The sequence below is a fragment of the Paenibacillus sp. FSL W8-0194 genome (assembly GCF_037969745.1).
Lineage (GTDB): Bacteria > Bacillota > Bacilli > Paenibacillales > Paenibacillaceae > Paenibacillus_AQ > Paenibacillus_AQ cookii.
The window spans coordinates 2,394,814-2,413,746 of record NZ_CP150205.1 but is presented as its reverse complement, the minus strand read 5'-3'; the positions used below and the strand labels follow the sequence as shown (position 1 = coordinate 2,413,746).

General features: G+C 54.4%; 16 protein-coding genes. All 16 read right to left on the bottom strand.

The features are described 5' to 3' along the window. Nucleotides 1-23: 23 nt before the first annotated feature. Nucleotides 24-503, bottom strand: coding sequence for an ABC transporter permease (locus MKY58_RS10780; RefSeq protein ID WP_212948496.1), 480 nt, complete (start codon nt 501-503; stop codon nt 24-26). A gap of 14 nt (nt 504-517) precedes the next feature. Beyond that, nucleotides 518-2,593, bottom strand: coding sequence for a hypothetical protein (locus MKY58_RS10775; protein ID WP_339324516.1), 2,076 nt, complete (start codon nt 2,591-2,593; stop codon nt 518-520). After that, entirely contained in the window at nt 2,583-4,493 is a 1,911-nt protein-coding gene (locus tag MKY58_RS10770; RefSeq protein ID WP_339324515.1) for an ATPase, T2SS/T4P/T4SS family, read from the bottom strand. The genes MKY58_RS10775 and MKY58_RS10770 overlap by 11 nt, the downstream gene beginning before the upstream one ends. After that, nucleotides 4,494-5,339 carry a hypothetical protein gene (locus tag MKY58_RS10765; protein WP_339324514.1) on the bottom strand — a complete coding sequence of 282 codons (846 nt, stop codon included), beginning with the start codon at nt 5,337-5,339 and terminating at the stop codon, nt 4,494-4,496. It abuts the gene before it with no gap. Further along, nucleotides 5,336-6,052, bottom strand: coding sequence for a hypothetical protein (locus MKY58_RS10760; protein ID WP_339324513.1), 717 nt, complete (start codon nt 6,050-6,052; stop codon nt 5,336-5,338). The genes MKY58_RS10765 and MKY58_RS10760 overlap by 4 nt, the downstream gene beginning before the upstream one ends. 36 nt (nt 6,053-6,088) lie before the next feature. After that, nucleotides 6,089-7,216: an SAF domain-containing protein gene (locus tag MKY58_RS10755; RefSeq protein WP_339324512.1), complete on the bottom strand. Its 1,128-nt coding sequence runs from the start codon at nt 7,214-7,216 to the stop codon at nt 6,089-6,091. Nucleotides 7,217-7,249: 33 nt separating this feature from the next. After that, a complete protein-coding gene (locus tag MKY58_RS10750) occupies nt 7,250-8,731 on the bottom strand; it encodes a protein kinase (RefSeq protein WP_339324511.1) in 1,482 nt (493 codons plus the stop codon). A gap of 206 nt (nt 8,732-8,937) precedes the next feature. Then, nucleotides 8,938-9,993, bottom strand: a complete 1,056-nt coding sequence (locus tag MKY58_RS10745) for an SAM-dependent methyltransferase (RefSeq protein ID WP_339324510.1) — start codon at nt 9,991-9,993, stop codon at nt 8,938-8,940. A 6-nt stretch (nt 9,994-9,999) separates the two neighbouring features. Continuing rightward, on the bottom strand, nt 10,000-10,773 hold the full coding sequence (locus MKY58_RS10740) for an ATP-binding cassette domain-containing protein (RefSeq protein WP_036711930.1): 774 nt from the start codon (nt 10,771-10,773) through the stop codon (nt 10,000-10,002). Further along, nucleotides 10,770-11,090: a thioredoxin family protein gene (locus MKY58_RS10735; protein ID WP_212948487.1), complete on the bottom strand. Its 321-nt coding sequence runs from the start codon at nt 11,088-11,090 to the stop codon at nt 10,770-10,772. Before MKY58_RS10735 ends, MKY58_RS10740 begins: the two co-directional genes overlap by 4 nt. Further along, nucleotides 11,087-11,428, bottom strand: coding sequence for a cyclic-phosphate processing receiver domain-containing protein (locus MKY58_RS10730; RefSeq protein WP_339324509.1), 342 nt, complete (start codon nt 11,426-11,428; stop codon nt 11,087-11,089). The genes MKY58_RS10735 and MKY58_RS10730 overlap by 4 nt, the downstream gene beginning before the upstream one ends. A gap of 40 nt (nt 11,429-11,468) precedes the next feature. Then, nucleotides 11,469-12,329, bottom strand: a complete 861-nt coding sequence (locus MKY58_RS10725; protein ID WP_339324508.1) for a deoxyribonuclease IV — start codon at nt 12,327-12,329, stop codon at nt 11,469-11,471. Continuing rightward, nucleotides 12,319-13,134, bottom strand: coding sequence for a DNA-formamidopyrimidine glycosylase family protein (locus MKY58_RS10720; RefSeq protein WP_339324507.1), 816 nt, complete (start codon nt 13,132-13,134; stop codon nt 12,319-12,321). The genes MKY58_RS10725 and MKY58_RS10720 overlap by 11 nt, the downstream gene beginning before the upstream one ends. Nucleotides 13,135-13,187: 53 nt before the next feature. Continuing rightward, entirely contained in the window at nt 13,188-14,003 is an 816-nt protein-coding gene (locus tag MKY58_RS10715) for a TIGR01457 family HAD-type hydrolase (RefSeq protein ID WP_339324506.1), read from the bottom strand. Nucleotides 14,004-14,319: 316 nt separating this feature from the next. Then, a complete protein-coding gene (gene rnz / locus MKY58_RS10710; RefSeq protein WP_036711921.1) occupies nt 14,320-15,249 on the bottom strand; it encodes a ribonuclease Z in 930 nt (309 codons plus the stop codon). A gap of 161 nt (nt 15,250-15,410) precedes the next feature. After that, nucleotides 15,411-18,854 carry a methionine synthase gene (metH, locus tag MKY58_RS10705; RefSeq protein ID WP_339324505.1) on the bottom strand — a complete coding sequence of 1,148 codons (3,444 nt, stop codon included), beginning with the start codon at nt 18,852-18,854 and terminating at the stop codon, nt 15,411-15,413. Nucleotides 18,855-18,933 lie beyond the last annotated feature (79 nt).

The window sequence follows — 18,933 nt, the reverse complement described above, 5'->3', positions numbered from 1 at the left end:
CCTTCCCTCCCTTTTGTCACGCATTATTGCTCGAACACAAGCCCGCGAACGACGTTGGATTTGTCTTTGATGATGCTGGCTTTGAACTTCCCGCTCGGATTGACGTATTCATTGCTGGATTCGTTCATCGTGTTCCGTAAATCCCCTTCCCGGTTGTTAATGTCGATGACCGATCCGTATTTGTCATCCGCCACGTTACCGATGTACAGGCTGTTGCCGTACCATTGGCCGTTTCTGTTTTTCCCTGTTTTGACCAGGATGCCGAATTGATCCTTGTCCCTGAACTTCCGCAAAGCGTTCGTTACCTGCGAGCCGCTGATGCTCGTGCCGTCATAGACCGTAAAGGAAGCCTGCGAAAGTTCGGTCTGGATGTCCGAGAAATTGTTTTGGGCCGTTTTGGTCGCTTCCTGGGCCGAAATGAACAGGATCACGACAATGGTAATAAGTGCAATGGTCAAAAAGATGCCTGCGGCAACCTTCAACGCGCTGGATGCGTTATTCATTGAATATCATCTCCTTAAATTTTTCGGATTTCTTCATAATAAACATTCATCTGCATAAAGCTCATCGCGATCAACGGTATGACCAGATACATAAAAACAAGGGCATACATCGGCGCAAAACCGAGCATCTTTCCGAGCGCCGCTTTCGTGTCTATGATTTTTTCGTATTCCTGCTTGCGTTGTTCGAAATAGAAGGCCATTTCGTTGTCGATATCATCGAAGGCCTGTGCGATCGGAATTTTCTCCACGCACAAAAGCAGTTTATCGACCAATCTTTGGAATTCCGTCAATCGGACCTCCTCCCTCAGCTCGGTCAGCGCCATTTCCGCGCCGTGATCATAGTGCAGCACGCATCTTTGAATCGGCGTTTTGAAAATGATCGCGAATCGGTTCATCCATTCCAATATTTCCTCAACCGATATCCGTTCCATTTCCCGAAGCATGGAGATGACCGTTTGGAACTGGTACACCTCATGCCGCATGTCCATATAGCGGATCTTTCGCTGAAAATAGAGCAGCCACAGCGGAAATTGGTACCCCGCCCAAGCCGCCAACAGGGACGCAAGCAGCTCCCACCATTTGACATACTCGGCATGATAAGCTTTGATCTTGGCCAAGATCCGGTTCACGTCGGCCACCATCGTATCCTTGCTTCCAATGCCGGTACGCTCTTGCTTGACGCTCCAACGGCTTGCGACATCGTCGTAGGTGGCTGTAGAAGACAGGCCGACCTCCTCCATGATCTCCCGATCCCGGTCGCTGATCCGCTGCCCTTCCGCCCGTTGTTCGCTCGACAGTTGGCCGAAAAAGGTCGTTCCCTGGACGGGGGCGTACAGGATCTGTTTTTTAGCCGATTGATGCAAAAACAGGATCATGGTCATCGTGACGGCAAAGGTCAGGCAGAAAAATGCTATCCTGCGAACGTAAAACCATTCATACCGCAGATGGGTGCTGCTCTCCCTAAGCAAACGGATGATTTTGGCATAAGCAGGCGATGCCGGGCGCGGAGCGGCAAAAGCGGCGATAGCCCGGACCACCGCAAACGAAGACAGAAACTGCTCCCAGGACTTCTTCCGATCCCCGGTCCGGTATGCGGTTTCGTTGTCCTGCTGCAGGCGCTGCAATAAAACAAAAGATAAGATGATCACGGCATAAATGACGATTTTGGTCAGGTACCCCAGCTTGCTCGTATAAAAGGCGTCCATGGCCGGAAAGCTTCCGCGTGCCCAGCGTTCGATCGGTTTGGCAAAAAACACCGGGGCAAGGGCGATGACATTCAACCCCTTCAAAAGATAATCAAGCTTGTCCCGCCGCAGGATCTCCAAATGGATTTCCTTCGTTAATCCCCCGAGGCCTTTTAAATAGATGGAGCCCTGTTCCTTCACTTTGTCTCCAAACTCCATGATCATATAGGAGATGCCCGCAAACGCCTTTAGAAAACGGTTGGGCGCGGATTCGTAATATTTCTCCAATTCCACCGAAGGATCTTTGGCATTCAACGCCTCGTAGATTCTCCGAGTGTGGATTGCCGCCTCGTAGCCAGCGGTTTCCGCCGCCTCATACAGCGCTTCGTCGATCATTTCATGCTGCTGGTAACGATGCCGCACCTCCGAAAACAAATCCACCATTTGGACGAGAAGCCGCTTCTCCAAACGGTTCACGTACATATCGATCAGCAAACTGTTGAGGATCACTGCCGTAAGCAACACCAGCAGCAAAAAACTGACGCTCGGATTCAGCAGCAATAAAATACATGCCGAAAGGCTTAGCAAGCCTAAAACCGCCAACGTCACTTGCGCCGTCTCATGTCTCAAGCGGAATTCATCGTAAGCATGAATGGCGAGCCGTTTTCTGATCCTTCGGATGTAGGCCGACAGCAACGGAACCCGAACCATCCAAATGTAGGATTGTTGCAGGATGCGGTTCCAATGCCCCCTCCAACCGACGCGTTTGCCTCCCGCTTCCCCATAAAACTTGTCATGCACGTCCTGCTGCTGTCTGCGGCCGATCCATGCCAAAACCGCATACGCTGCGGCAAACAATACGAGAGACGAAAGCAATACGATTAGCAGAATGGATTTAATACTCATAACGTCCGCTCCAATGATGGTTTAGAAAATCAATGAAACTTTCAGCATCGCTTGCGCCCATCTGATCTGCCATTTCCCGCACGTTTCGGTCCGAAACGGGATCGGCCGCAACATACCGGCCATCCCGGTATTCGATGACATTGCGGGAAATATACGACCTCCGATGCTCATTCAGCCGGGCTTCGTTTTGGAGCTTGATCAGTCGGCTAAGCATTTGTTTGACCGTTGCTGCTTCGCCGTCGTCGTTCCCTGCAGGGTCCGCGGCATCTTCCAGCGGAACGCACTCGGTAATCCGTTCGATATACCTCCGGCCGTCCGCATCCCGCTTCATGTGGACATCAAAGTTAATGACCTGAACCACCTGTTCCTCGGCGATGCGCTCATGATGAAACACCCCGATTTTCAGGAGCGAATTCCGCAGGGAAAACACGAGATCCCGGAATGTCTTGGCATGATGGGTAAACACGGTGAATAAGCTGGCGACTTGCGACATCTGGATCATCCAGGCAGCCACTTCGTCGCTTGCCACTTCGCCCAAAATATTGACCGTGCCGTCGGTTTTTTTCTGCAAGTCCAGTCCCTCTTGTCCCGTAATCCGTTCCGTTTCGCGAAAGGAAAGGATGTTTCTCCGGCTGTAAATCTTTCTTAAATGAAGCTCGAATGCCATTTCTTGCACGCGCAACGTATATGTAGGGTCGATATGCTCCACCATGGCCATCAGGAGCGTCGTTTTGCCGGAACCCTGCGCTCCGGTAATGGCCGTGATCCGGCTTCCTTTCATGAGGTATGCAAGCAAACCGATCGGCAGCTCGGCATTGTCCCCCGTGATTAATTGCTCCAGGGAAGCGTTCGGAATATCGAATTTGCGCACGAAAAATGCCCACGATTCCGCAAACGGCGGCCGAACGACGACCACCCTGGACCCGTCCTTCATCTCGTTCACTTTGTAGCCGTTGGATTCCGACAGCTGGCCGGGGTGGTTATACTTATAGATGTTTTGGCAAACCCGTTTAAGCTCCAGCTCGGATCCGAAGGAAAGAAAGGACATGTGCACCGACTTGCCTCTATAAAAAACCCATACGCTTTCCGTGGCAGACATCGGCTTGCGGCATTTGTCCACGTACGACGGCGGAAAAGGAACACCCGGCCCGACGTATGCTTCCAGCTGTCCATCATCCGTCAAAATGCCGCTGACCCCTCCGCTGACTCCGTCGATGCGCTGATCGCGCAAATCGTCCACGACCGAAAATCCTTTGTACTGCTGATAAATCCGCTGCACTACAATGTCCAGTTTTTCGTGGAAAGAAAGGCTCCGATATTCCGCCGTAAATATCCGTTCGATATCTTCCGCCGTGACCGCGAACACCGGTTGTTCCCCATAACCCTCAAGCATCCGCGGCTCCGCGAGCCCGTAATGTTCGAACAGCGCGGACAACGCCTCCGGACCATATTGCTTTTGATATAAATAAAAAATGATTTCGAATTGGTCCTGCGGCGTCAACCGGCCGATATCTTCAAAAGGAATGGCGTCTTCGATACGGTCTTCGTTAAGCCCGTAGCTTTTGACCAAGAGATCCGCCATAAACTGCTTGACGTATTGTTTTTCGCGGACGTCGCCTGAAATGCAGTCCTTCAGCGCTTTGCGCAGCTCGCTTCGTTTATTGATTCTGCGCCTGTACTCCTCCTCGTGGAGGCCCAGGTCGGTCAGCTGCCTGTGGGTGAGCTCATGCAGCGTTTCCTTCACGAATTCCGTCATCGCTTCGATCGTGCACTGTTTGCCTTCCGTTTGGCTTGAAGCCTGCGGACGGCGGTAATCGAGCCATTTGACGTAGAGGAGCAATAGAACGAATAACATGATGAGCGCGATCATCAACATGTTGACGATCATTCCGGAGCCCATTTACGCCCCCCTTTCCACGAGCTTCAATGCCGCGGTCATTTCGAGCTGCGTCAATATGTCTTTGGCCAACGAGCGGATGCTGGCCAGAAACGCGGCGGCCGGCTGTCTGCCGTTCAGGCTGCGGCTCCGCTGAAGGAACGGAAGAACGCCGCGCATATTCCACGCATCCAAAAAGTCCGTCGTGTACGGAATTCCATGGATGCTGCCCTTGTAGCCGAATCTGCGCTTGACGTTATTCAACGTACAGTGGGAGTATTTGTCGTACCTGCCCAGCACCACGATATAGGGTTTTTCGCGAACGATCGGCGGACATCCGCCGTTCTTGAAAAACGAATCCAAACCTTCGATGCCCTGATTCATGCTGACCACGACCAGATCCGATGCTTCGAGCAACGCTTGGTCGCCGCTTCCTTCCTTCGGCCATCCGCATCCGGCGTCGACCAATACGAGATCGTAACATTGGTTCGCCACCGAGCATATGGACTGAAGCAGCTGTTTCCTATACCCCGGCATCGTGCCTTCGGGCTTGGCGTTCCCTTGGACCAGATCCAAACGGTCGGCGAGCAAGGGAAGCGTATAATCCCGCAAATTTTCACGGGTCAGCCTGCGGTTCATGCATAACCTCTCCAAAGCGTCCATCCCGTGGTCCTGAAAAGCAACAAGCGAATGGTCCAAAGCATAGGCGGACATCGGGAAGGCCCCTTCGACCCTTTCCTTGGCCATGCCCCCATGCGCCATCAGCAATTTCAAACGGTAATCCATGGCGATCGTCGCCGCAGCCGCGGCAGCATGCGCCGAATTTCCGCTGCCGCCCTGAAGCGGGCTCCAAAATGCGATCGTACTCATGCTCGACTCCTTTCTGCATTCTTCAATGCGCGCTGTATTTGTTTTCGATCCCAATCCGTGAACGTTTCAAAAATGCCGCACAACCGTTTTTTATAGGTGCGTGTCAGTGCCTTCATATGGATTCGTTTCGCATGTTCGTTTCTGAGTTTCAAAGAATAATCCAGCTCGTTCCAAGGCATGACGACCGGATCTCCTTTCCAGCGGACCGGCAGACGTTCGAAGTACCCGTCCAAATAGGAAGGGCCGAACCATTCCTCGACGGCCCTGACGATGAGCCGCTTCATTTCCGGCCTCGCTCCCGGATCGAAATAACGCAAGACCGCTTCCGACAGCCATTTCCCGCCCTCTTCTAGCGTCCAGACCTCGTAATCCGTCACCCAGACGAGTTCGGAAGCGCTCATCCAATCCTCCTTTGCGCAAAAGTCCGGGAGTTCCAGATCGTAAAGAACATAGTCGTAATGTTCCAAGGCGCCGCCATGGCTTTGGAAGTAGGCTTTCAACCCGGCCGAATCCGCGAATCCGCATGCGACGTCGAAACCGGCAAATTCCGTGATGCATAACTTCTCGCCCAATCCGCCAATGAAATAGGGATATCTTCTTTTTTCGCTCGCGTCCACCAGCAGGACGCTGCTGCCCCCGGACGCAAGCAATTTGCAAATATGCATCAGGGTGTCGCTTTTATCGCATAGGCCGGCAAAAATCCAAGTATTCAAAGATGTCCGTCTCCTTTCTTTCGTCCGCCGGCAGCCTCAAGGTTGATCCGAAGGTGCCGCGCTGCCCTCCCGGCGATCATTCAGGCTTTGCTCAAGCAGTTTGTTTTCCTGGACATCCCCCAGCGAAAAACTGTCTTGGTTTGGATCCGGGGCCGTGATCTTGCCGCTTGTTCCCGGAGCGGGATTCCCCGCGTGTTCGTTCGCCGCCGCTGACGCTTCATCGTTCCATAAGCCGTCGGCGTTCGATGCTCCGGAAACGTCCGATGCCGCAGAACGACCTGAAGAGTACATGCCTCCGCTCAAGCCTGAGGGAGCGAATTCGGATTCGGCGAAGCTGCCGTTTGGCCGTTGCTGCACCGCTTTTTCCAAGTCTTGTTCCAGGGAAACGCGTATGGCTTCGGACAGCTTCCGTTCCGCTTTGTTTACGATGTTCGGGTCGCTTGCGATCAGCTTCATCACCTCCTTGTTGACCGGATAAGTCGGAATCGCCCGATCCTGCATCTCCGGCTCCACGTAAGTCACGGCGTACAGCTTCGCGTCATGCAGGTAAGCATCCACCATCGCGCTGGACAATGCCAATATCTCCTGCTCCGTCAACCGGATCCACATGGCCGGGCTAAGCAGCTTATCGATTTTCTTTTTGGATAAAACGATGTAGTCCTGTCCCGTAGGAAATTGGATGCGTACGTCGACCACGTCGCGCTCGCGCAAATTCGATGGCAATACGACGGCCTGAATCTCCTTGTTCCGAAGATCCGCTTGGATCGGTTGGCCCTCGTAAACCATGGCCTCCGTCAGGGGCGTCCCCTTTTTCAGCTCGATTTTTGCAATCTTGATTTCGTCGCCGCTTCCGCCTTCCAGCAGATTCGCGGGCGCCGTTCCTTTCGGCAGCTTGGCGCGCACAAGGTCTTTCGCCGTGACGGCCTCGCCGGCGGCAACGTCCCGCGCAAGCGTCCAGGCCGGAACCATCTGCTTCTCCTCATTCAGCCTCGCTTGTTCCAACTTGGCGATTTGCCGGCGGTACTCTTCCCTGATCTCGTTTTCCTTGGCATGGTGCCGAATCCCGCTAACGGCGGCGTACGCCGCAAACACGATGCCCACCGCCGAGGCTCCAGCCAAACCGGCGTAAAGCATATGCCTCGTTCGCTGTCTCAGTTTTGACATGAATTTGATCATCCCCCTCCATTAAACCGCGGATCAGCTGAGACCGAACCGGAATCTCCTTCTCCGCTGGATTCCGGCAGCCGCCCCATGAAAAATGCGGCTCAGCACTTTGTCCGTCTCTTCGCATTGATCGAACGGATCCATCTGCAGCGGCAGCGCAAACACCTGCGTGGAATCCAGCTGCTTGCGAAGCCGGGATACGGCATCCTCCCCGGCCAGCGGCAGGACATACATCCACTTCTGCCGGGGATATCGCGACAAGCCGTGGACCATATCCAGCACGTCCTGCTGGCGCCACTCCGCGCCGGAGGCGATGATGATCGGAAAGTCGGCGCGCAGAAACTCTTCCAGCCGTTCCCGCTCCCTGAATGTTCCGAGATCGATCACAAGGAAATCGTAGCTGCCGGACAATAATGTTATCACGTCGCTTCTGGCCGTCTGCCGCCAATAATCCACGCCTTCCACCTCGAATTTGCGGCTGCCCGGCCCGGCGGAGCTTTCCCCGTCGACGATTTGTTGGATCCTTCGGAATGCCGGCGACCTCATGTTCATTTCGACCAGCGCGACCTTGCTGCGGCTTCTCGCCAAGAAATGGCTGATAGCGATCGCCGTATGCGTCGTCCCAGTGCCGCCGCTGGCTCCCATCACCGCAATCACCTGCGTGCTTTTTCGCCCGGCCATGTCCTTTCCCCGCTTCGGGGCCGGCTTCATTTCCTGCCGGACGGCCGCCGCGATCACCCCGCGTACTTCGGCGGCGGAGGCGTAACGGTTTTCGGGCATGGGCTCGAGCAATTTCCGTATGACTGGAACGAGTTGACGGGGCAAATCTTGGCGTATGCTGTGTGCCGCGTCCTCCGTCCACTCGCTGAAAGCCCCTCCCGTCGTCAAATAAAGCATCAACGCCCCGAAACCGTACAAATCGGATCGGGCGTCGCTTTGGCCTGAACCATACTGCTCCGGAGCGGCAAACCCGACCGTACCCAGCTTTACCGTGTCCTGCGCCTGCGCCTGCTTGTAATTGCGGGCGATGCCGAAATCGATCAGCCTCAGCTCCAGCTGCTCCGTCAGCATAATGTTCGACGGCTTCAAATCCCTGAAAATGACGACCGGATCATGCGTGTGCAGGTAATCCAGCACTTCCAGCAGCTGATCCGCCAGCTGCAGAATCGAATCGACCGGAATCCGGCCGCGGTATCCGCGAAAATATTTCTCCAGCGTAATCCCTTGGATATAATCCATGACCAGATAGGTGTAACCGTCCTCGTCCGGCGGAAAAAAATCCACGATTCGGGGCAGCCTGGCATGGCTAAGGGATATCAAAAGCTGCGCTTCTTCCCGTATGCTGCTGTAACGGGCCGGGTCGGAAACGCTCTCCTTGACGGCCCAGAGTTTACCCGGCAGCTTCAAATCCTCGGCCAGATAGACATGGCTCATGCCGCCTTCGCCGATCTTGCGTATGATCTCGTATCTCCCCCCAATCGAATGGCCGGCATGCAGCTTGGAAGGATGATTCATGCGTGTCCCTCTCTTTCAAGACAAAAAAAGGGAAAGCCTCCCCGGCAAAGACGCTTACGATCAGTCGTAAGGCTTTGCTCAGGGATGCTTTCCCTTTAATTATCGTATGGTGAATTTGGTATCATTATAGAGCAATGGCAATATCTGTGTAAAGTACTATTTTTATATTCGTTATCTTCATGTACCCATCACCTTGTTTTATTCCGTTAATATTTAATCATGTATAAGGTGATTTCGTCCCGGTTGTGGAACAGCTGCTTCGCTCGCTGAATCTGCATGTTCGCGGCCTCGAAAGACGACATGACATCGTCGACAAGCGCCATAGGTTTCTTGTGCATGAGCTTGACCGTCACGACGGCCGTGCCTCCTGCCCGCAGGCTTGGAAGCAGTTCCGTAACCAGTTTGACCATTTGTTTCGGGCTCCAGCTCATATCGCAAACTAGCAGATCGAATTCGCCTTCCTGAAAATGAACTTCCGAGGCGTTTTTCTTGAAAATACGCAAGCCAGGATGATTTCGCAGCGACTCGTGCATCAAGGCAGGGTCCACCGCCGTCACCTGCAGTCCCCGCTCCAACAGGAACGAGGTCCAGCCGCCGGGAGCGGCCCCGATATCCAGAGCGGTATGAAACGACTTGAAATCGATCCCGAAGCTTTGCTCGGCCTCCAAGAGCTTGAACTTCGCCCGGGATATTTGCCCTTCCTCGCGCTGGAAGCGGACCGCGCCCCCGCTCCAGTCGGACAGGTTGTCGTTCGGTTCGGAAACCCCGACGTACAGCATCTCTCCTGCTGCAAAAACGGATATGACCCAGTCGGCGTCGCGAACGACAAATTCGGCGTTTAACCCCGTTAATTGCTCTTGGAGGCTCTCGCGAATCTCGCCGGCGCTGCCGGATACGGCGCTTTGCTCCGCTTTCCTTACCTGCAGCGAAACCGCGGCCCCATGAAGTTTGTCTTGGCGAAGCAAAAATTGAACCATTTGGGGATATGCATTGTCTTGATCCGCTCGCAGTTCAAGGTGCACCGGCTGTATGTGGCGCAAAAAAATAGGCGGGTGGGAAACGATGCTTGCGATCGCCCTGTCCGCATCTTCAAACAAGGTCACAAGAAAAACCTCGCCTGAAACCAGCATGCTGCTTTTCAGCTTGCCGAATCTCCGGCGCAGCTCCTCCTGGGCATAGGGTGCAAACCCGTGGTTGGCCGTGCATATAAACCGGGAAATTCCCGTGTTTTTTTCATCGTTTGTTGTTTGTTTATCATCCAAAACGGATTAACCTCCAGAAACCACTTTAATCCAAGGCCGGCCGCCATCCCATTCGATCCGTGCCGGAATATCGTAGGTTTGTTTTATCATTTCGTCGTTCAGAACTTCTTGTTTCGGGCCGGAGCCCGCGATTTTCCCGTCCCGGATCAAAGCGACGTGGCTGAAAAGCGGCATAATTTCCTCCACATGATGCGTCACGTACACCACGGTGATGTCCCGTTCGCCGAGACGTTCCACCTCCGCCAGCATTTTTTCGCGTTCGTACAAATCCAGCCCGGCGCAAGGCTCGTCCATGATCAGAAGCTTCGGCTCGCTCATCAAACTTCTCGCAAGCATCACCTTTTTCCGTTCCCCTTGCGACAGGGTGCCGAGCGGATGGTAGGACAACTTGCCCAAATTCATTTCTTCCAGCAGCTTCAGTGCCTTTTCTTTCACGTCTTCGGGTATTTCCTGATAGAAACGCAAAAACGCGTAAGCGCCCGTGGCCACGACCTCCCACACCGGATCGCTCAAATTGAGTTTTTCCAGCAAGCTCGGACTGATATATCCGATCTCTTTGCGGACCTCGCGCACGTCGCATTCCCCGTAAACGTTGCCGAGCACCTCGATCCGGCCGCTGCTTGGAAAAAGGTACCCCGTCAGCATCTCCAAAATGGTCGTTTTGCCGGAGCCGTTGCGCCCCAAAATAACCCAGTTTTCCCCTTTTCGAATGTTCAGGGAGACGTGGTCCAAAATCTGATTCTCTTCTCTCCGCAAAGACACATCCCGCATCGTAATCATGAAAGCACTCCCCTTATTTGAGCTAACAAGTCTCCGACCGATCCCATGGAATAGATGATTTCCGGCTTTCCGCTCCGCTCCTTGTCCGCCAAAAGCAGGGCCGGAACGCTGCGGATTTTGTACTGCTCCACAACCGTCGGCGTCATATTGACGTCGGCTTCGGCCAATAAGCCCTCCGGCAGCAAATGTTCGGCCACTTCCAGCATTCGCCGCGCCACTTTGCATGTCCCGCAAAATGGGGTGTGCAGAAACACGGCCAACGGTTCGCCTTTGCGCCACAGCTCCTCTAGAAGCTGTTTTTCGTCCAGCGGCCTCATTCCTGCTCCCCCTTGGCGGCCCGTTCCAGTACGTCCGGAGGCATGGGCCCGTTATGAAGCTTCACATGATCCGGCACCGATTGGTAGAGCAGCTCGTACATTTCCCTCTTCCCCCGCATGCTGGACGTATGCAAAAAAATCTCTTGCGGGAACAGCCGCCCTGCGATCATGCCGTGCACGACCTCTTTTCCGGACGGCTCGCCGGGTCCGAGGTCGTAGTCCAGCGACAATATGCCGACCTCGCATTCCTGCAGCAAAAGAAGGCATTCCTGCGCATTTTTCGCCAGAACAAAACCGTCGGGACATCGCCGGTAATCATCCAAAAATACATGCAGCACGGCTTCCCCTCCTTTCTCCCGTCCTTGCAAGCAACGCTTCTTATCTTTTTCCTTCCAAAAGACGGTACAGCAATTCCATTTCGTCCCCGTGCGTTCCATCCGGTCCGGGATCCGTCTCCAATACGATCGGCAACCCCTCGAATTCCGGATTCGAAATCAGCTCCGCCAAGCGATCCGCGCCGATGCGGCCCTCCCCGATCCGGGCATGGCGGTCTTTTCCCGAGCCGGAAGGGTATTTCGAATCGTTCATGTGGACGGCGGCGAGGTTTTGCCAGTAGCCAAGCTCCCTCCCCCGTTCCATCCATCTGTCCGTTTCCTCCGGAATCCACGTTCCCGATGCAAACGCATGGCAGGTATCCAAACAAAATGCGATTTTCTCCGGCTCTTCGGCCAGGTTCCTCACGTAAACCAGCTCTTCCAGCGTAATTCCCATCGCCCCGGGCTGTCCCGCCTGGTTTTCAAGCAAAATTTTGGTCTTGCCCTGCCATCCGCCAAGCGTTTCATTTAAACATTGTATTATATTTTTGTAGCCCTGTAACGGGTCGCTGCTTTTCAAATGGCCGAAATGGACGACGATCCCGACGGAGCCGCAGGCTTCGGCAATGATCAAATCGTTTTTCAGCGAAGCGACCGTAGCTTCGTATAACTCGCGGCCGCGGGTCTCGCCGATGGCGATGTTGACCGGGTACGGCGTATGGGCGATGCTCGGCATTCCCTTTTCCCGGCAAAAACGAAAGCAATCCGTCGCAGCGGATGCATCAAGTTCCTTGATGGAAAGACTGCGCGGATTTTTCGGAAAATATTGAAACGATTTGGCCCCCATGTCCCAGGCCCGCCTGGCGGCTCTCCCAAAACCGCCGCGGGTGCTGACATGGCAGCCGATCATTCGATTAGCGGTCATGCTGGCAGGACAGGCAGAAGAAGGCTTTTCTCCCCGTCAATTCGATTCGGTTCACGACCCCGCCGCAGCGCACGCAGCTTTCCCCTTCGCGGTCGTACACTTTGCACATCTTGTCATAACCTCCGGTCAACGTATCGCCGGCCATGAAGGGCGACTCCATGTAACCCCCATGTTCCAGCGCTTCAGGCAACACTTTGACGGCGGCGTCATACAAGCGTCCGATCGACTCCTCGGATAAATCCTGCAGTTTGGCCGAAGGCAGCAGCCCCGCCTCAAACGCGATTTCATCCGCATAGCAGTTGCCGATGCCCGCAATGGCATGCTGATTGACGAGCAGGCTTTTCAACGAGCCGCGCCGGCCTTTGATCAGTTCCGTAAAACGCTCCTTGTTCATCCGGCGGTCCAACAGCTCCGGCCCCAGCGGTTTGAGCGTTTCTTCGGTTTCCTTCGCGGACAGCAAGTGAAGATATCCGAGGCGAAGCCCGATAAAATAAAGCGTATTCGCCCCGAAAGAAATCTCCACTTGGGTATTCCGGTCCGGGCGGTCTTCCTCCGTCCCGTAATACAGCATGCCGCCCAGCATCAGATGCAGCAGCAAACGCCGCCCGTTGTTCATATGGAACACAAGGAATTTGCCCCTTCGTTCCACGAAAATGACGCGCAGTCCCGTTACCTCTCCGATAAATTGTTCGGCCGGGACGTTCAGCGATTTTTCCCGATGGATTACCACTCGGGTAATCGGCAGGTTGACAATATGTTCCGAAAGCAGTCTTCGGTAATTCTCCATCTCCGGCAGTTCCGGCATTCGTTCATCGATCCTTTCGTTTGCAGCATAGATGACATGATTATTTCAAAAATTCAGTAAACTTCCGTTTCATCCGGACAAATCCGTTGCATTAATTCATAAAGGTCTTTGCAAACCACATCCGGACGGACGCCGGCTCCCTCGATCAGAGCCTCCATGTTTTCCTCCGTCGTCAGTCCCGTCAAAACCAAAATCGTTTCGCATCCGGCAGCCGCCCCGGCGGCAATGTCGGTACGCAAATTATCGCCCACCACCGTCGCATCCGCAGGAGAGATCCCGAGCCTGTCCGTTGCAAAGCTCATCAGATGCCCCGCCGGTTTGCCGATGACGATCGGCTCCGTTCCGGATGCGGCCTGTATCGACGCGGATAGCGAACCTGCTCCGGGCACCAGGCCATGGTCCGACGGGAGCAGCAGATCGGGGTTGGTCAGGACGTACTTTGCCCCGCCGCGAATCCACTGCACGGCTTTGGCCAAACTTTCGTATGTAAAAAAACGGTCGATTCCTTGCACCACATATTGCGGATTCTCGTCTACGATATGTAATCCGGCATCGGACAACGCCTGGCGGAGTCCTTCTTCTCCTAGCATAGCCACGGAAGCTCCCGGAGATTCTCCGGCGATGTATTCGGCCGCGGCAAGCGACGAAGTGCACACTTCTTCCGGCCTTGCTTCGATTCCCATCTCATTCAAATGCTTCGCTACGCCTTCCGCCGTACGGGACGAGTTGTTCGTCACGAACATATAAGGGATTCGGCGTTGTTTTAACGACCGGATGAGTTCATCCGCGCCGGGAATCCGATGGTTGCCGTGGTAAAGCGTTCCGTCAAGATCTATCAACAGACCTTTGGTCTTTTTGTTTTGGGGCATGTCAGCTTCCTCTTTTCTTGTGTAAACCTGGGTAATCGAAGATGGCATTTCTTCGCTTCGACAGTTCTATTTTAAAAAAATTGGAGGAATGCCGCAACTTATCAGGACCGCAGCCTCCCACGCCGCGACGCATTAGACATTTTTTCTATGAGGTTCGCCAAAGAACGGCTCATGGGCCGCCTCTTCGATGGCTGGTGCTGGTGCCTTATGTCATTTCCTGCGCTTTCCCGGAAAATAATCCATTTCCCCGGGCAATTCCAAAAAGAAAAGAGCTCCGTACGGAGCCTTTCTGGAAACCGGAAATCGCGTCCTTGCTTCATTCATGCCTGTGCACGGGGAACAACATCAGCTCTTCGGCAAGCAGCGTTTTGGGAAATACCGACTGCGCTTCTTCGAGCAGCGGCTTTAAATGTTCCATGTCCTTATACCGCGAGCTGAAGTGGGTCAAAATCAGTTCTTTGGCCCCGGCGGCGGCCGCAGCCTCGGCTGCCTGAACGGACGTGCTGTGATGGTAATTGTGCGCCGATTCCTTCAGATCGTCCATGAACGTCGCTTCGTGCACGAGCAAATCCGCATCGCGGGCGAGCTTCAAAACGTTTCCGCAAGGACGGGTATCGCCCAAAATCGTGACGACCCGCCCTTTTTTCGGAGCTCCCAGCACTTCTCCGGGATGCAGCGTCGTTCCATTTCCCAGGTCGATGCTCTCCCCTCTTTTCAACCGCCCGTATGCCGGTCCGGGTTTTAACCCGTATTCGGCAAGCCGCTGCAAATCGAGGCTCCCCGGTTTGTCTTTTTCCGCGATGCGGTATCCGTAACTGTCGATCCGGTGATCGAGCAGCAGCGATTCGACGACGATGTCCTCGTCTTCGTAGACCGTTCCCCCGGTATGTTCAACGACCTCAAGCTCATATTCGATCCGGGATTGGCTGAGCGTCAGGCTGACGTCGATATACTGTTTGATGCCCGGCGGGCCGTACACGTGCAGTTTCGTCGTGCCGCCTTGATAAGCCCGGCTGGACAGCAATCCCGGAAGGCCGAAAATATGGTCACCATGCAAATGCGTGATGAAAATTTTCTCCAATTTGCTGAGCTTTAACGAAGATCGCAGGATCTGATGCTGCGTCGCCTCCCCGCAATCGAACAGCCAAAACGAGCGGCGCTCCTCGAACATGCGCAAAGCCATCGACGTTACGTTCCGCTGCAGCGAGGGCACTCCCGCATTGGTCCCCAAAAATTCAAGTTCCATAACAAGCAACCTTCTTTCTGTAATGTCAGCAAAAAAGCGGCCGCCCTTGACAAGCAAACGGCCGCTTCAGCGAAACAAGCTTGCAAAGCTTGGCATGGCGGCAAAAAAACCTCCCGAAAAGGAGGATTTTTTCGCTCGCATCATCCGTTAGGATGAGTACATCATTTTGCCTTGTCGACATTAAAGTAACGCGCTTCCGGATGCGCAAACACCATCGCCGATACCGACGCCTCCGGCTCCATCATGAACCCTTCCGTCAGATGCACGCCGATATCTTCCGGCTTCATCAGCTTGAACAGCGGCCCCTGATCCTCGAGATCCGGGCAGGCGGGATAACCGAACGAAACGCGGATCCCTTGATAACGCGCCCCGTGGCGCTGCTTCATCGTCATATCCGCCGGGTCCGGGAATCCCCAAGAGTCGCGCATGATGTGGTGCACGCGTTCGGCAAGCGCTTCGGCGGTTTCGAGCGCCACCGACTGCAGGGCATGGGAGCGCAGATAGTCCCCTTTGTCCTTCCATTCCGACGACAGCTTCGATATGCCTTGACCGGCCGTGACCACCAAAAATCCGACATAGTCCATCTGCCCGCTGTCTTGGGATTTCAGGAAATCCGCAAGGCAAAGGAACGGCGGCACGTTTTGGCGCGGAAAAGTGAACGTATGCAGCACTTTGGACATGTCTTCGGGGTCGTAAATGACGATATCGTTGCCCCGGGATTGCGCAGGGAAAAAGCGATACATCGCATGCGCTTGAATGATCCCCTCGGAGGCCGCCTCTTCCAGCAGGCTGTCGACGGTCGCTTTCAATTCCACGGCCTTTTCGTTGCCTTCGGCCAAAAGCTGTTCCACCTGGCCGCGCAGTCCCAAATGATGTCCCAAAAGCATCTGCATGTTCATGTACGGCACGATATGGGTAATCGGATAATTCCGGATGATGTGACGCTCCAAATCCGGCGGGATAAACACCGGAACATCGGTCGATACGCTGGACTTTGCCGCTCGCGTAATCTCCGGCAAAACCTGCGGCTTCTCCGTTTCGGCCTTGAGCGCTTCCAGCTCGGCCTCCATTTCCGCCCGCATCGCTTCGCGCTGTACCGGATCCATCAGCTTGTTGGCCAGATCGAGCCCGTCCATCGCGTCCTTGGCATACACGACAAGCCCGTTGTATTCCGGACGGATCCGCGTTTTTGTGAATTTCCGCGTCAACGCGGCACCGCCGACCATAATCGGAACGTCTACGCCCGCATTTCTCAAGTCTTGCGCGGTCACGACCATTTGCTGTGCCGACTTGACCAGCAGGCCGGACAAACCGATCAAATCGGCCTTTTCCCTGCGGTAAGCCTCGATAATGGTTTCCGGTGCTACTTTTATGCCCAGATTGACGATCTCGTAACCGTTATTGGAAAGGATGATTTCCACCAGATTTTTCCCGATGTCATGCACATCGCCTTTGACGGTGGCGAGCAGCATTTTGCCTTTGACCGAGGTTTCGTTTTTTTCCATGAATTGTTCCAGGTACGACACGGACGCTTTCATGACTTCCGCGCTTTGCAGCACTTCCGCGACGATCAGTTCATTGTTGTTGAACAGCCTTCCGACTTCCGCCATGCCGTCCATCAAAGGCCCGTTGATGATTTCCAGCGCGCCGTATTTTTGCAATGCCGCATCCAGATCCGGGATCAGCCCTTCCTTGGAGCCTTCCACCACGTAAGAAGCAAGCCTCTCTTCCAGCGTCAGGTTGGACAGTTTTTCTTTTTTCTCGACCTTTTTGTTCCGGAATGCGGCGACAAACGCGGCAAGCGTCTCGTCGTTCGTGTCGTAAATCAACGCCTCCGCCAGCTTGCGTTCCTCCTCCGGAATCGAAGCGTAGCGCTCCAGCTTTTCGGTATTGACGATCGCGTAATCAAGTCCCGCTTTCGTGCATTCGTACAGGAATACCGAATTCAGCACCTCGCGCCCGGCCTCGGGCAGGCCGAAGGATACGTTGCTGATGCCGAGGATGGTATGGCATTCCGGCATGGCTTGTTTGATCAAACGGATGCCTTCGATCGTTTCCCTGGCGGAGCCGATATATTGCTCGTCCCCCGTGCCGACCGGAAAGACAAGCGTATCGAAAATGATGTCCTCCGGGGCAAGCTTGTATTTATTCACGAGAAGATCATAGGATCTTTGGGCGACTTTAAGCTTGTCGTCGCGATGTATCGCTTGTCCGCTTTCGTCAATGGTGCCGACGACGACGGCCGCGCCGTATTTATGGATCAGCGGCGTCACCTTTTCGAATTTTTCTTCACCATCTTCAAGGTTAATGGAGTTAATGATCGATTTGCCCTGCGAATATTTCAAGGCAAGGTCGATGACCTCGGCATCGGTCGTATCGATCATCAGCGGCACTTTGACCTTCTTCACGACCAGCTCCAGGAATTTTTTCATGTCGATCGCTTCGTCGCGGTCCGGGTCCTGCACGCATACGTCGATGACATGCGCCCCGTTTTTCACTTGCGCGCGGGCGATTTCTGACGCTTCTTCGAACTTGCCCTCGACGATCAGCCGCTTGAATTTGCGCGAGCCGAGTACGTTGGTTCTTTCCCCTACCATGTAAGGGCGGTTATCCTGTTCGATGTAGACCGGTTCGATGCCGGAAATCGCTGGGGCATGGGTCCCCGCAAGCGGCCGCGGCTCGTACTTGCCCATCGCTTCGGACATGGCGCGGATATGCTCCGGCGTCGTGCCGCAGCATCCGCCGGCGATGTTTAACCAGCCGTTTTTCGCGAAGTCTTCCATTTTGCGCGCCAAAGAATCCGGGGATTCATGATAGTTCCCGTTTTCGTCCGGCAGCCCGGCGTTCGGATAGCAGCTGATCGCCGTTTTGGCCATGGAGGACAAAGAGCGGATATGATCCCGCATAAATTCCGGGCCTGTGGCACAGTTAAGCCCGACGGATATCGGGTTTAAATGTTCAAGCGAAATATAAAAGGCTTCGATGTTCTGCCCCGCCAGCGTCGTGCCCATCGGTTCGATCGTGCCTGAAATCATCACCGGCAGCGTCGTGCCGCTGCTTTCAAACGCTTGGCGGATACCGATGCTTCCGGCTTTCACGTTCAGCGTATCCTGGCTCGTTTCAAGAAGCAGCGCGTCAACGCGGCCCTCGATTAAAGCCAGTGCCTGCTCTTTGTAGCTGGCGACCAGCTCGTCGAACGTCACGCCGCCCGTAACCGACAATGTTTTGGTCGTCGGTCCCATGGCTCCGACCACGTATCTGGGCTTGTCCGGCGTGCTGAATTTATCCGCCGCCCGGCGGGCGATTTCCGCCGCCTTTACATTGATTTCGCTTGCTTTCTCCGGTATATCGTATTCCGCCAGCACAACGGACGTTGCGCCGAAGGTATTGGTTTCGATTAAATCGGCCCCTGCTTCCAGATATTTTTCATGGATCTCTTCGATGACGTCCGGACGCGTCAGCACAAGCATCTCGTTACAGCCTTCGAGTTCTTCTCCTCCAAAATCCTGGGGACCGAGCTGGACCTGCTGGATCATCGTGCCCATGGCACCGTCGAGTATTAATATTCGGTCTTTCATGATTTCCTGCAAGCTAGGTCTGTTCATGTATTTTCCCCCTCGCGAAACGTTAAATCTTAGTTTAGCAGAATACCTATATTTAGAAAAGTGCCAAAACGGCGGTACG

What these genes read in the sequence shown, in the direction of transcription:
- MKY58_RS10750 (WP_339324511.1), bottom strand. Translation starts at nt 8,731, where the DNA reads ATGAATCATCCTTCCAAGCTGCATGCCGGCCATTCGATTGGGGGGAGA.
- MKY58_RS10720 (WP_339324507.1), bottom strand. Translation starts at nt 13,134, where the DNA reads ATGCCGGAACTGCCGGAGATGGAGAATTACCGAAGACTGCTTTCGGAA.
- MKY58_RS10735 (WP_212948487.1), bottom strand. Translation starts at nt 11,090, where the DNA reads ATGAGGCCGCTGGACGAAAAACAGCTTCTAGAGGAGCTGTGGCGCAAA.
- rnz (WP_036711921.1), bottom strand. Translation starts at nt 15,249, where the DNA reads ATGGAACTTGAATTTTTGGGGACCAATGCGGGAGTGCCCTCGCTGCAG.
- MKY58_RS10740 (WP_036711930.1), bottom strand. Translation starts at nt 10,773, where the DNA reads ATGATTACGATGCGGGATGTGTCTTTGCGGAGAGAAGAGAATCAGATT.
- MKY58_RS10770 (WP_339324515.1), bottom strand. Translation starts at nt 4,493, where the DNA reads ATGGGCTCCGGAATGATCGTCAACATGTTGATGATCGCGCTCATCATG.
- MKY58_RS10715 (WP_339324506.1), bottom strand. Translation starts at nt 14,003, where the DNA reads ATGCCCCAAAACAAAAAGACCAAAGGTCTGTTGATAGATCTTGACGGA.
- MKY58_RS10725 (WP_339324508.1), bottom strand. Translation starts at nt 12,329, where the DNA reads ATGACCGCTAATCGAATGATCGGCTGCCATGTCAGCACCCGCGGCGGT.
- MKY58_RS10765 (WP_339324514.1), bottom strand. Translation starts at nt 5,339, where the DNA reads ATGAGTACGATCGCATTTTGGAGCCCGCTTCAGGGCGGCAGCGGAAAT.
- MKY58_RS10780 (WP_212948496.1), bottom strand. Translation starts at nt 503, where the DNA reads ATGAATAACGCATCCAGCGCGTTGAAGGTTGCCGCAGGCATCTTTTTG.
- MKY58_RS10775 (WP_339324516.1), bottom strand. Translation starts at nt 2,593, where the DNA reads ATGAGTATTAAATCCATTCTGCTAATCGTATTGCTTTCGTCTCTCGTA.
- MKY58_RS10755 (WP_339324512.1), bottom strand. Translation starts at nt 7,216, where the DNA reads ATGTCAAAACTGAGACAGCGAACGAGGCATATGCTTTACGCCGGTTTG.
- metH (WP_339324505.1), bottom strand. Translation starts at nt 18,854, where the DNA reads ATGAACAGACCTAGCTTGCAGGAAATCATGAAAGACCGAATATTAATA.